Here is a 13,390-nt window from a genome sequence, read left to right on the forward strand (position 1 = left end):
ATCATTCCATTTCCAGATTTAAATCGGTCGATTTTAACTATGTTATACGCTACCGGAGTCGTGTAGGAACAGCACATGAAAAAAATTATTCCTTATCCACGAATGCCATTTTGTATGCCTATTCTTATGAAAATATCTTTCAACTACCATTATTCAATTTCTCTGATGCAGACATTGGCGATTACCGCAAAATGAATGCCTTTCCCTTTAATTCTTTTTTTTGGGACAATAACGATGAATATAAAATCAACCATCAAAATGATGCAAATACCTTGTTTTTTATTGATTCGAATTCAATAACGAATCTGTCTTTATTTACAAAAAGCAACCGGATAAAACGAGGTTTGTTTGAGCATCCGTTTATTAGCTGGACCGGAAAACGAATTTTTATTAGGGAGTCGGGAATTGATACTTTATTAAAAGTAAGAACAGATTTTAAGAGTGACAAGTACCTGCTTTCCGTAAAATACTATGTAGACTATTGTAGCTATAATGGAATAATACATATTGAAACATCAACCATTCTTGATCCCTACCAAAGTTTTTATGCATTACCGATTGATGCAAAAGCGAATTGCTTTATTAATTTGTATTTTGATTATTGCGAGCTTCAGCGAAGAAATCTGGAAAACGTTTTAAATAAAAATCGATTGAATTATAGCGGGTTTAAACAAGCTTATTTTTCTGAAATGGAAAAAATCCAATTAGAACGCGATAATTTCATCAAAGCAGTTGAACGGGGCGCAAATCGCAAGGCAATGGAAATGTATAACGCGGAAGTGAAATCCAAACTTGGTATTGATAATATTGCTTTGTTTAAGCCGTATGAGGAGTGATTCTCTAAGTTGTTTTTTGATTTTTCCTTAAGTCAAGTGCTTAATTTTAAATAAATCCTTGCCAATTGCTCAATCTCAAGTTCGAATTTCCATTACCTTTAGCCCATGTTTGTTTCCGGTTTCACCTTTATCCGAAATGCTATTAAATACGATTATCCCATTGCGGAAGCGATTCGTTCCATTTTGCCATTGTGCGATGAAGTAATTGTTGCTGTTGGCAATTCTGAAGATGATACGTTAGCATATATCCGGGGACTGGATACTGAAAAAATAAAAATCATTGAAACGGTTTGGGATGATTCCTTGCGCGAAGGCGGAAAAGTTCTGGCAGTTGAAACCAATAAAGCTTTAGCCGCCGTAAATCCCAAAAGTGACTGGTGCATTTATATTCAGGGCGATGAAGTTTTGCATGAAGCCGGATATGATGAAATTCGCTCTGCCATGGAAAACCACCTGAGTGATGCACAGGTTGACGGATTGTTATTGCAGTATCGTCATTTTTACGGTTCATACGATTATGTTGGAGCCAGCGCCAATTGGTATAAAAATGAAATAAGAATTATCAGGAATCGGAACGATATTTTCTCCTATGGGGATGCCCAGGGATTTCGCAAGCAACCCAATGATAAATTGAGGGTAAAAGCATTGAAGGCCTATATGCATCATTACGGCTGGGTAAAAGATCCGCGCGCTATGCAAAAAAAGCAGGAGGATTTTAATAAACTCTGGCACGATGATGACTGGGTGAAAAAGAATGTTGTTCCAGCCGGAGAATTTGATTATGGAAAAGACCTGCGCGAATTAAAATTGTTTAAGGGTACACATCCTTCCGTGATGCAACAGCGCATTCAATCCAGCAATTGGAAATTCGAAACCGATATTTCGATTAACCGTTCAACACTTAAGGACCGCTTTAAAAATTTTATGTATTACAAACTGGGGGTGGAGTTAGGGTATAAGAATTATAAAAAAATCTAAGTTCCGAATTTTCGTTTTATCGTTTTGGCAGAAATTTTTTTTCCATGGAGAAGTATTATAAATCGGCACTTTCTTTTATTCACGATAAGTATTATGGAGATATTGCCCGCCATGCTGCAGGAGAAATCATTTTAAAAAGGAAAAACAATGCTTATTCCAAGGTGATCGATCTGGGCTGCGGCAGTGGAATTTTAGCGGCGCTTTTAAATGAAAATCAAATGGAGGTGTTGGGTGTAGATATTTCCGCTGATATGCTGGATCTGGCCAGAAAAAATGCTCCTGCTTCAACCTTTGTTCAGTCCTCTATTTTTGATTTCGAATTCGAACATGTGGATGTCTTTTCAGCTATAGGTGAACCTTTTAATTATTTATTCGATCATCAATCTTCCTACAATTCTTTAGCTGCGATTTTTAAACGGATTAAGCAGCACTTAAGTCCCGATGGATTTTTTTTATTTGACATCCTCTGTAATGGTGTTGAAAATAAAAATCCACACCGTGTAATTGAGAATGATGATTACATCATGAAACTTGATATCGAAATTGTTGAAGCAAGTAAATATCTGACCCGCACCATAAAACTTAGGATGAAAGATTTTGGTGAAGAAAAGGAGGATATAGAAATACACCGACAGTTGCTGTTTGATGTTCATCAGGTTGAACGTTTACTTCGTGAAATTGGATTTCAGGTTGAAATGTGGAATCACTATGGTGAGCTCTCCCTTCGTACCGGTCACGTGGCCTTCTATTGCATTCCTGAGAAGGATTAAAGGGCGAGTATCAAAAGGGAATGTTAAAAACCCTTAAGCTTTCTTAACGAATTTATTTTTTCGCTTAATAGGGATTAGTATTGCATGAGAATGGATCGTACTGGTTTTAATGGGTGAAATGAAAAAAATCTTTATTATGCAAAAATTTCTGTTTCTGTTGTTTTTTTTATTTACGATTTGCGGGTTTTCAGCTCCGGCTTCTCCGTTAAAAGGACAAGTTAAGTCCAATTTTTTAGGCGAAGAAGTTACGCAGTTAGGTAAAAATCTGGATGCTATTTTTCAGGATCATCAAGGTTATTACTGGATTTGCAGCAATGGTGACGGTGTGTACCGTTATGATGGAAAAAACCTGATTCGTTTTACGCAACGCGATGGACTTTGCTCCGATCATGTTTATGGGGTGCAGGAAGATGTTAACCATTATTTATGGTTTAGCACTCCACAGGGAGTTTGCAGATTTAACGGGATTATTTTTGAAGATTTTACATCCGTCATACAAGCTGCACCAATCGGTCAATTAATAAAAGCCCGCGAAGGATTGTTTTTTAATCATTTTAACAGAATCTGTTTTTACGATGGAAAAACATTTACCAATGTTGTTATTCATCCCCCGGGATACGCTCCACCGCGAGGGGATTTAAACAGGCCATATAGCATGTATTCGTTTTTGATAGACCGAAACGGTGAAAGTTGGTTCGGGACACAATCAGAGGGTGTTTGTCGTTATGGAGTGGATTCCTGTTTTTATTTAACCGATAAAAAATTGAGAGGTCCTGCTGTGCGAGCGATGTATCAGGATAAGCATGGGATTTATTGGTTTGGAAACAATGGCGGTGGATTATTCCGCTATGATGGCATCACCTTACGGAATATTACCGACGAACAAGGCTTAGAGAATCCGGAATTTTTCAAAGGTAAATTCGTTGAAGATCCACATTCAATGGCACGCATCTTTGCTTTGAATGGCGACATAGACGGCAATTTATGGATTGGAACAATCGATGCGGGATTATGGAAATATGATGGTAAAAACCTCGTGCAATGGGGACAAAAGGAGGGCGTTCCGGGTCTTGTCATTAATTGCATTTATCGCGACAGAAGTGATCGTATTTTGATCATCTGCAATATGGAGACGATTTGTGTGCTACAGGATGGACGTTTTGAGCGCTTAAATTCCTGATTCTTCTACTTAGAATATTCCGAATTAATTTTCAAACGCTCCTTATTGGATAGGTTTTTTGGTTTAAAAATTACAATTGTCAGGATTCCCCATAGCGTAATCAAAAAGCCCATATAATTCATTTGTTGTTGGCCACTGAAATCTGCTGTAAATGCGATGTCGATGGTGGAATGAAAAATTGCACAAATTAATATTGAGTATCCAGAAGAGTTATATAACCAGCTTAATAAAACACTTCCTGTAAGCAGACTAAATATCCAACCGAAAATTTCTGCAAACTCCATGTTGGTATATCCCGGTCGGTACAAAAATAAAGGCCAATGCCAGACGGCCCAAAAAACAGTTAATATTAATCCGGAGTTTAATGCATTGAATTTTGATTGTAATCGCGGTAAAGCAAATCCTCTCCATCCTACCTCTTCACCAAATCCAAAAAATATAAGGTTATAAATAAAGATGTTCAACAAATTAAATTCCGGGAATTCGCGCGAATGTAAAAGTGCTGCCGGATCGAAAGGGTTGCCTGAAATCAGGTAGTTTATTCCTTCGGCACTAATCGCTAGAATAAATGGTGAAAAAAGGGCTATTAGGACATAAATCGATGGACCGGAGTAAAAACATTGTTTTAAAAGTTGATACATTCCTTTTTTACCCTCAAAAATACCAATGCAAGCAAAGGCAGCTAATAATGGACCGAGCCCTCCAAGTGCATGATGAAATGGAAAAACGGGTAAATCTCTTAATCCAAATGCAGGTAGATATAAAGGAAGCCAGATGATCCAACTGAACAAATAGGCGAGACCGAAAAATGAAATAAGTACTTTCATTGTGTTTTAAATATAGTGAATGTTTGCAGTACCATTATTACTGATGATAAAAATCATAATTTTATACGGGTTGAATTAATCCCTTTTTAATTGTTATTTTTTTTGTAATATTTCTTAGTGCCATTTATTTTTTTTATTTGTTCCTTAGTTAATACGATTGATCCTCCGTTTTAATTTGATTTTATGCGACAATCATTGATTTATCTGCTATTCATTTTTGCAACAGGTTTACCTGCTAAGGCCCAAACTACAAGGTTTTTTGAATTTACTACCACTTGTGGTCACGGTAATTGGCAGGATAGTTCGTTTATAGCCGCTACCTCCGATCAGGTTGTAATTGATTCCGTTTTAGCTAATTTATCGAGGCCTCTCATGCAACGTAATTTTATCAGTGGTCAGATTGATTATGGTAATGGTGGACATAATCATAATTCCTCGCATTGGTTTTTATGGCATTTTATTCCCCATCAATGGAATTTGGTAGAGCTTGCTATGGAGATTTGTGACGGATGTCCATATTCCGATGTGGATGCAGATACGGCTTATTGGGTAGGAACCATAGGTCAGTTTTGTCCATGGAGTGGTCGCCCGGTTAGGGAAGTCGCCGATCCCCTTAGTGTAGAGAATGATTTTTTTGATATGGATATAAGGATCTATCCAAATCCTGCAAAAGATGAAATCAATATTAGCCGGAGTGTAAATTCACCAATTTCTGTTTCTATTTTAAATTGTTTAGGACAAGAATTAAACGTGCTGAATGTAAATCAACAAACCCTTACCATCCGTTTGACGGAATATTCTTCAGGATTGTATTTTTTGCGCATAACCAATGGAAAGCAATCAGTAATCAAGAGGTTGATAATTGAATAGCTATTAATATAGATTATTAGCATTTAATTTAAGATAATATTCTTTTTTATTCAACGAGCCTATTGTGGCGAGTTGAGTAAATATTTAATGTAAAAAATGTTAAGTAGGCGTGTTCAAAATAAAGTTCATATTTCTTTCAACAAATTCAATGTTTATACTATATGTTTTTGGCATAATTTTTCAATTATTTAGCTGAAGCGTTTTGCTTTTATTGCAAATAATTTCGATAATAAAAAGTTGATTCTTGAGGCATTTTTGTTGTTTTTTCGATTAGATTTTTATGGGATTTTGGTAGGAAATAGAAAAGTTACCAAAAGTTTTTTAGGAGAAAGCGGATAATTCTTATGTTTGATAACCCAGCTATTTTTTTGGGTTAAAATATTTTTTAGGTCCCTAATCCTTGCCTATTTTATTGAATTGTATATTGACCTTTTCCTGTTTAAATTTTACAACAATTTTTTATTATCAGTAATTAATGAGGGGTAAAAGGCCAATAACTATTATATTTAATCTTTCAATTCCACCTTTAATAGATTAGAATAGGAATGAACACGTATTTTAAACAGATCGATGCACTGAGGGCATGGGCAGTTTTAACTGTAGTATTCGGTCACATGCCTGTTATTAGTGGGGATAATGTTCGGTATTTATCAGAACTTGCTCATTACTTACCTGGAGTACCTCTGTTTTTTTGCATTAGTGGTTTTTTAATTACCCTGATTATTATTAATAACAGAAATCAGGATTGGAAGTCGTTTTTAAAAAGTTTTTATGCCAGGAGATTTTTAAGAATTTTCCCAATTTATTACCTGACTATTTTGGTGTTGTTTATAACCATGGAGGCGTATCGTAGCTGGTGTTTGTATGATATTTTTTATGTTTCCAATATTAAGATTGGATTAATGGGTTCATTTAATGGTGTGATTTCAGCACATTTTTGGAGTTTAGCTGTTGAAGAACAGTTTTATCTTTTTTGGCCAATATTGCTTATTTTATTTCGCAGACGGGAATTTGTTTTAATTGGATTGGTTTTTGTTACCGCATTTCTGATTTCTCACATTAATGACTATTCATTTTTAATGATACGAACGTTAGTTCCTGTCTGCTACCTCTCATTAGGTGGTATGATTGCATATCTTTATTTTTATTATCCACAGGTTATTAAAAAATTAAAAAACATTACTCCTTGGCTAATTTTGGTTGGACTGATACTGGTGGGCTTTATAAGTATGGACTGGATAAAAATTTCTAAAATTCATTTCAGTTTGATTTTTATACCAATTCTTTTGATTCAGTTTATTTATGGATTTGAAAACAAACTATTAAAAACTGTTTTTGAAAATCCTCTTGTTATTCATATTGGCAAAATTAGTTATGGAATTTATTTATATCATTTATTTGCCATTTACCCTGCCTTACAAATTAAAAATATGTTTCATCTGTCGTTTTTAGATAATCCTCAAATGATGCAGATTTTTAAAATTTGTTTATCAATATTAATTGCAAGTTTGTCCTGGACCTTTTTTGAAAGTCGAATAAATAAGTTAAAATCTCATTTTTCTTATAGCAAAAATTAAATGCGTGATTATTTCATATTATATGTTAAAGGTTAATTAGTATTTACATATTATATTTTTAAATATTTTATGTCCCACATCCTCAGCTCCCGCCAATTGAATTTTCCAGTAGAACAGGTTTATCGTGCATTTGAAAATCCTGAACTTTTAAAACTATGGTGGGGACCCGAAGGATTTTCCAATACCATCCACGAATTTGATCTTCGTGCAGGTGGAAATTGGAAACTGACCATGCATGGACCCGAAAAGGGTAATTATGAAAACGCATCGGTTTTTAAAGAAGTTATTCCGCATCAAAAAGTGAGCTGGAAGAGAATTTCTCAGCCTTTGTTCGATATGGATATTTTGTTTGAGCGGGTGGGAGACCATAGCTCTAGAATCACATTTGTTATGAAGTTTAGCACCGAAGAGGAATGTGAAAAAATCAGACCCTTTGCTGCGCCGAAGAATGAGGAGAATTTCGACCGGCTGGAGCGATTATTGAATTCCCATTAATTCGATGCTGCGTATTTCATTCGGATTTTCCCAGGGACATCTAAATATTCCCTATATTTCTTCCATCTATTTATCCTGACATGAACAAATTCATTTTTTGCTCGATTTTCTTCTTTGGTTTTTTTCAAATCAATCCATTGAAGGCACAGTCGTATATTCCTGTTCCGGATTCGAATGCGGTTTGGATAGAGGGGAGTTTTCTTTATTGGGGTTATGGCGGACACGAACATGCCACATTAACTCAACCTTTGATTTTTGGGAATGACACATCACTTGGTGGGAATATTTACCACACCTTGCATGGTCATCTCATTGCCGATTGGATCGATGGATGGGGAAATCAGCAGACTTATCAGGATGGAACGGATTATTTGCCGGATCAATTAAGAGTGATATTCCGCCAGGATATTCCCAATAAAAAAGTTTATCAATGGGATCTGAGTAATCAGCAGGAAGTCCTGATGTATGATTTTGCAGGTATGGTGGTTGGTCAACCTTATCCGGCCACGTTTAATAATTTAAACTATCCTCAATTACTGGTGATGGCCTATGATTCCGTTCAACTCAATGATGGTTTATTTCATGAACGCTGGATTCTTGGATCCAATTCGCTGGATTCAGGTTTCGTATCGATTATTGAAGGAGTGGGTTCGAGCATGGGTTTTGATTTGCAAATTGGATTACCATTTGAGCAATCGAGTGCAACACTTTGTTTTTCGAAGGATGGAAATTTCGTTTATGACGGATGGGCCAATGCCAATGGATTAATTCCCCCGCGCTATGCTGCAAATTGCAGTGCCAATGTAAGTGTAGAAGAAATCCGAAAGGATGAATGGAATGTTTTATTATGGCCGAATCCCGTTTTGGATATACTGCGGATACAATCAGAATCACCCTTGCAACAAGTGCTGGTGTATAATATATGGGGAGAAGTGGTATTGAAAAAATCGATGAATAATGTGACAAATGCAGAGCTGAATGTTGCTGAATTAGCATCCGGTCATTATTTAATTCAATGTATTTCCGCAGATTTAAAATCGATACATCGCTTGATTGTGAAATAGGAATTTAACCGGTGATTATTCTTTATATCTGCTTTCCAAAATTGAATTTTATCTCAGTGATAAAAATGTTGAAACAATTAATTATGTAAAAAATATTTTACACCAAAAACCCAAAAACCATGACCCGTCAAATTTTCGTTAATCTTGCCGTTAAGGATGTTGAAAAATCAATGCAATTCTATTCGGCCATCGGCTTTAAAAACAATCCCGCCTTTTCGGATGAATCGGCTAAATGCATGGTGTGGAGCGATTCGATTTATGTGATGATTATGACGCATGAAAAATTTGCGGGATTTGCTACCAAACCTATTGCTGATACGAAATCAAAACTGGCTGCATTGTATTCTTTGTCGCTCCAAAGCGTAGAAGAAATTCACCAGGTGATGGAACAAGGATTAAAAGCTGGAGGAATTGAACCGGCCGAGATGAAGGATTACGGATTTATGCAACAACGAACACTCGAAGATTTTGATGGTCATACCTGGGAATTGTTTTTTATGGACATGAGTAAATTCCCTGTTGAATAATTATTGCCATTAAGTAGAAATGAGTTTTCCTCATGATGTCGGTTGAATCCTCCATTCTGGAATATATCAAAAGCCTTCCGGAGGGAATTGCTAAGGATATTGAATGTTTGCACCGGCATATTCTTCAGCATTTCCCCACTAAGAAATTATGGTTTCTGGATGGAAAAAACGAACATGGAAAAGTCGTTTCGAATCCGAATATCGGATATGGAATTTGTCAACTTTCCAAAGGAAAACAAAAAGAGTTTTATCAGGTAGGAATAAGTGCAACGAGCACGGGGATTTCTGTTTATCTGATGGGTGTAAGCGATAAGACCTTGCTTAAACAGCAATTTGGAAGCCGATTGCCCCATGCGCAAATGAGTGGTTATTGCGTTAAAATAAAACATCTGTATGAAATGGATTGGTCGGCATTCAATGAATTGCTGGCGTTTGGATTTAGTTTGGAGTCCCGCAGCTAAAAATGAAATGATGGTTACAGCAGATCAATTAATCAATGCCCATCAAAAAGTTAAATCCGGTGCCGATTTCCCCGCCTATATCCGGGATTTAAAAGCGCTGGGTGTTTTGCACTATGAAACCTTTGTTTCCGATGGTCGCACCCAATTTTATGGAGCTTCGAATCACCAGGTGAATGTGCCCGGAAAGTATGCGGAGTTATCTATTTCAGCGATTACCGACGCAGAAAAATTCAAACTTGAATTATTGAAGCACCAACAAGGAAAAAGCGATTATCCCACCTTTGTAAAATGCTGTGCCGATACCGGTGTTTTCAAATGGAAGGTGGATGTAAAATCCATGACCTGTACCTACTTCGATCCTTCAGGTACTGAACTGTTGTGCGAGGACATCCCTGTTTAAGGCCATCACCCGGTGAAAATTGACCATTTTTGGTGCTGATTGTGAGTGATAAGCATTTGAACTTTATTGTTTAAAGCCGGTGCTTAAAATTACTTTTTACCGATACTGAAATTTCAATCTTTCCTTTCTGATTTTTTACTAGTTTAGGCTTTGTCTTTTCAGCGCCTTTGCTGTTGGGACATAACCAAGCCGGAAGCCATCGTGAAAAAGTACACCTTTCCCTTTTCCCCGAAGATTGAATCCTTGTTTTACCGGAGCAATGGAATTAAATTTTATGTGATATTTTTTCTCTGCATAGCCGTCCGTGCTAAAGCAGATATTAGTCCATATCCGAATGCAAAAACCGATTCGCTGGAGCAGGTAATAAAAACCACAAAACAGGATACGGTAAAAGTGAATGCTTACCTCGAATGGGGAAAAATAATTCGCCGTGCAGAGCCTGAAATGTATTTGAATTTACTTCGTTTGGCCGATAGTATTTGTGACCATCACCTGGGTGATAAAAATCCGGAGAGCTTAAAAAAAGTGTATTACAAAAAGAAAAGCAGAATCCTCAATTTAAAAGGCGATTACCACCGCGATCGCAGTGAATACGATGTGGCGATTGACTGGTACACCGAAGCTATTCGCATCAATAAAAAATCGGGTGATGAATATGATATGGCTTCCACTTACAATAGCATTGGAATTGTATATGGTATGCAGGCCGACTATGAAACCTGCGAAGTGTGGATGACGAAGAGTCTGGATATTTACAAGCGTCTCGATGATCAGGATGGAATGGCGAATTCCTATAACAACCTCGGCAATATTCATTATTACCAGGGCGATTATCAACCTGCAATTAATTTTTGGACCCAAAGTCTGAAGATGAAAGAAAAAAGCGGCGATAAACGCGGTATGGCGAATACGCTCAATAACATCGGGAATATTCACAAAGCACAAAATGATTTAAAAACGGCCATCGATTATTATCACCGCAGTCTAAAAATTTATAAGGAGATTGATGAAGCAAACGGAATGATAGTGACATCCTCCAATCTTGCCGGATTGTATCTGGAAATGGATGACCGGAAAAAAGCACGTGAACTGTATCAGGAGTGTTTGCTGAAGAGCGAAGCGCTGAATGATAAAAAAGGAATTTCGGATGCGTATAACGGATTAGGACTCGTTTATAAAGATGCCGGCGAACGCGATAGCGCTATTGCTTATTTTAATAAAAGTCTGGTGATGCGTGAAACCATTGGCGATAACAAAGGAATTTCCGAAACCAACAATCACCTGGCATCGATGTATATTTTAAAAGGAAACTGGAAAGAAGCATTAAAGCATGCCGAAAAATCGATGGAGTTGGCAAAGACCATGAATTCGCTTTCTCATATTAAAAGTGCATCGGAAAGTCTTTGGAAAATTTATAAAAACACCAACAATCCTTCCAAAGCACTGGAGATGCATGAATTGTTTATTCAAATGCGCGATAGTTTAGAGAGTGAAGCTAACCGGATGGAAATTATCCGCAATGAATTTGAATATGAATATGAAAAACAAGTGACTGCCGACAGCATTCTCGCGGCCGAAGAAAATAAAGTGAAAGATGCCCAGATTCTGGCGAAAAATGCAGAGAGTCGTCAACGAAAACTGCAGAACTACATTTTAACCGCCATTCTTATTTTTGCTTTGATTTTAATTGCCATTATTTTTCATCGTTTCCGGGTTACGCAAAAACAAAAGGCAATTATTGAGCAACAAAAAAATCAGGTGGATCAGGCCTATGGTATTCTCGAAATTAAGAACCGCGAAATCACCGACTCCATCAATTATGCCAAACGCATTCAATATGCCATTTTACCGGCAAATAAACGCGTGAAGGAATGTTTAAAGGATTCGTTTATCTTATTTCAACCCAAAGATATTGTAGCGGGAGATTTTTACTGGCTGGAGGAACGCGACGGAAAAATTTTATTTGCGGCCTGCGATTGTACGGGACATGGTGTTCCCGGTGCCATGGTGTCGGTAATATGCGTAAACGGATTAAACCGTGCCGTGCGTGAAAACGGATTAACGGATCCGGGAAAAATTTTAAATAAAACAAGGGACATTGTTATTGCCGAATTCGAAAAATCGGACGATGAAGTGAAAGACGGAATGGATGTTTCACTTTGTTCCTTTAATCCAAACAGCATGACCTTATCCTGGGCCGGAGCAAATAATCCATTATGGATTTACCGCGCGGCTAAAAATGAAATAGAAGAAATAAAGGCCGACAAACAAACCATTGCCAAAGTAGAACATCCGCAACCTTTTACCACGCATGAATTGAAAGTGAACAAAGGCGATATTGTTTATTTGTTTACGGATGGATTTAAAGATCAGTTTGGCGGTTCGAAAGGGAAAAAGTTTAAGGCTTCTAATTTGAAAAAACTGTTATTGTCGGTACACCACGAAGCACTCGAAATTCAAAAGGATAAAATTGCAAGCGCATTCGAATCCTGGAAAGGAAATCTGGAGCAGGTAGATGATGTGTGCATCATGGGTGTTCGTATTGGTTGATTTTCATCGCTCTTATTTATACTAATTGTTTTTATCCTGTTACCATGGAACTGATTTCAAAATTATTAATCGGACTAGTTGCGCTGGAGCATCTTTATTTTATGTATTTCGAAATGTTTGCCTGGGAAACCATTGGTAAACGAACCTTTAAATCGATACCTGCCGAATTGTTTAAGCCTACCAAAGCATTAGCGGCGAATCAGGGATTGTACAATGGATTTTTAGCGGCCGGATTAATCTGGAGTTTTTTTATCTGCAATGCGGAATGGTCGAAAAACGTTGCTTCCTTCTTTTTAATTTGTGTGGTTATTGCCGGAATTTACGGGGCGCTTACAGCCAGTAAAAAAATATTTATTGTTCAGACCCTGCCCGCACTTTTTGCATTAGGGGTATTGCTCACACTGGTGTGAAGCGTTATTCTTCAATACCTGTTAAACACGAAAATAGTTATCCATTATCAGTATGAGTCATCGCATTCGTCCGGTGAAATTAACGGACATCCCACAGTTAAAAAAAGTACTTGATTCCAGTGAATTGTTTCCTTCGGAATATTTAGATGAAATGATTTCGGATTACCTCCATAATCCGCAAAGCAGCGACTTCTGGTTTACCTGCGTTGAAAACGATACGCCGGTGGCCATAGCTTATTGCGTTCCGGAGAAATTGACCGAAGGGACTTACAATTTATTGGCATTGGGTGTTTCTAATGATGTGCAGAAAAAAGGAATCGGAAAAGAAATGATGAACTACATCGAAAATCATCTTAAAAGTACTGACGGCAGAATTTTAATAATAGACACCTCCAGTGATGAAGCGCAAGCTGCAGCCAGAAATTTTTATCATAAAATCGGTTAT

15 protein-coding genes are annotated in these 13,390 nt (G+C 37.1%); 14 read left to right on the forward strand and 1 reads right to left on the reverse strand.

All coding sequences use genetic code 11. The features are described from left to right. From K1X56_13110 to K1X56_13125, 4 genes are all read left to right on the forward strand, one after another. A partial coding sequence (locus K1X56_13110; protein ID MBX7095653.1) for a hypothetical protein occupies nt 1-836 on the forward strand: 836 nt, incomplete at its 5' end. A gap of 105 nt (nt 837-941) precedes the next feature. After that, nucleotides 942-1,814 carry a glycosyltransferase family 2 protein gene (locus K1X56_13115; protein MBX7095654.1) on the forward strand — a complete coding sequence of 291 codons (873 nt, stop codon included), beginning with the start codon at nt 942-944 and terminating at the stop codon, nt 1,812-1,814. A gap of 44 nt (nt 1,815-1,858) precedes the next feature. Next, nucleotides 1,859-2,584: a class I SAM-dependent methyltransferase gene (locus K1X56_13120; protein MBX7095655.1), complete on the forward strand. Its 726-nt coding sequence runs from the start codon at nt 1,859-1,861 to the stop codon at nt 2,582-2,584. Between the two features lie 136 nt (nt 2,585-2,720). Further along, complete coding sequence (locus tag K1X56_13125; protein MBX7095656.1) at nt 2,721-3,764, forward strand: hypothetical protein; 1,044 nt, start codon at nt 2,721-2,723, stop codon at nt 3,762-3,764. 5 nt (nt 3,765-3,769) lie between these two features. Here K1X56_13125 and K1X56_13130 read toward each other — a convergent pair whose 3' ends face one another. Beyond that, nucleotides 3,770-4,591, reverse strand: coding sequence for a CPBP family intramembrane metalloprotease (locus K1X56_13130; protein ID MBX7095657.1), 822 nt, complete (start codon nt 4,589-4,591; stop codon nt 3,770-3,772). 183 nt (nt 4,592-4,774) lie between these two features. On the opposite strand from K1X56_13130, the gene K1X56_13135 reads away from it, so the two are divergent. The 10 genes from K1X56_13135 to K1X56_13180 all read left to right on the forward strand — a co-directional run. Beyond that, entirely contained in the window at nt 4,775-5,461 is a 687-nt protein-coding gene (locus K1X56_13135; GenBank protein ID MBX7095658.1) for a T9SS type A sorting domain-containing protein, read from the forward strand. Nucleotides 5,462-6,006: 545 nt separating this feature from the next. Beyond that, nucleotides 6,007-7,038 (forward strand): acyltransferase, encoded by a 1,032-nt coding sequence (locus K1X56_13140; GenBank protein MBX7095659.1) that lies wholly within the window; start codon nt 6,007-6,009, stop codon nt 7,036-7,038. A gap of 69 nt (nt 7,039-7,107) precedes the next feature. Beyond that, nucleotides 7,108-7,533, forward strand: coding sequence for an SRPBCC domain-containing protein (locus K1X56_13145; GenBank protein MBX7095660.1), 426 nt, complete (start codon nt 7,108-7,110; stop codon nt 7,531-7,533). An 80-nt stretch (nt 7,534-7,613) separates the two neighbouring features. Continuing rightward, entirely contained in the window at nt 7,614-8,597 is a 984-nt protein-coding gene (locus K1X56_13150) for a T9SS type A sorting domain-containing protein (protein MBX7095661.1), read from the forward strand. Between the two features lie 119 nt (nt 8,598-8,716). Beyond that, entirely contained in the window at nt 8,717-9,124 is a 408-nt protein-coding gene (locus K1X56_13155) for a glyoxalase/bleomycin resistance/extradiol dioxygenase family protein (protein ID MBX7095662.1), read from the forward strand. A 35-nt stretch (nt 9,125-9,159) separates the two neighbouring features. After that, the gene (locus K1X56_13160) at nt 9,160-9,585 is read left to right on the forward strand and encodes a DUF1801 domain-containing protein (GenBank protein MBX7095663.1); all 426 of its coding nucleotides are present in this window, start codon (nt 9,160-9,162) and stop codon (nt 9,583-9,585) included. 10 nt (nt 9,586-9,595) lie between these two features. Continuing rightward, a complete protein-coding gene (locus K1X56_13165; GenBank protein ID MBX7095664.1) occupies nt 9,596-9,985 on the forward strand; it encodes a DUF1398 domain-containing protein in 390 nt (129 codons plus the stop codon). 243 nt (nt 9,986-10,228) lie between these two features. Beyond that, the gene (locus tag K1X56_13170; protein ID MBX7095665.1) at nt 10,229-12,535 is read left to right on the forward strand and encodes a tetratricopeptide repeat protein; all 2,307 of its coding nucleotides are present in this window, start codon (nt 10,229-10,231) and stop codon (nt 12,533-12,535) included. Between the two features lie 44 nt (nt 12,536-12,579). Then, nucleotides 12,580-12,945 (forward strand): DUF1304 domain-containing protein, encoded by a 366-nt coding sequence (locus K1X56_13175; GenBank protein ID MBX7095666.1) that lies wholly within the window; start codon nt 12,580-12,582, stop codon nt 12,943-12,945. A 52-nt stretch (nt 12,946-12,997) separates the two neighbouring features. Next, nucleotides 12,998-13,390, forward strand: a 393-nt coding sequence (locus tag K1X56_13180; protein MBX7095667.1) for a GNAT family N-acetyltransferase, incomplete at its 3' end; no start/stop codon positions are given.

The organism is Flavobacteriales bacterium (assembly GCA_019694795.1).
In the GTDB taxonomy this organism is placed as follows: domain Bacteria; phylum Bacteroidota; class Bacteroidia; order Flavobacteriales_D; family UBA2798; genus UBA2798.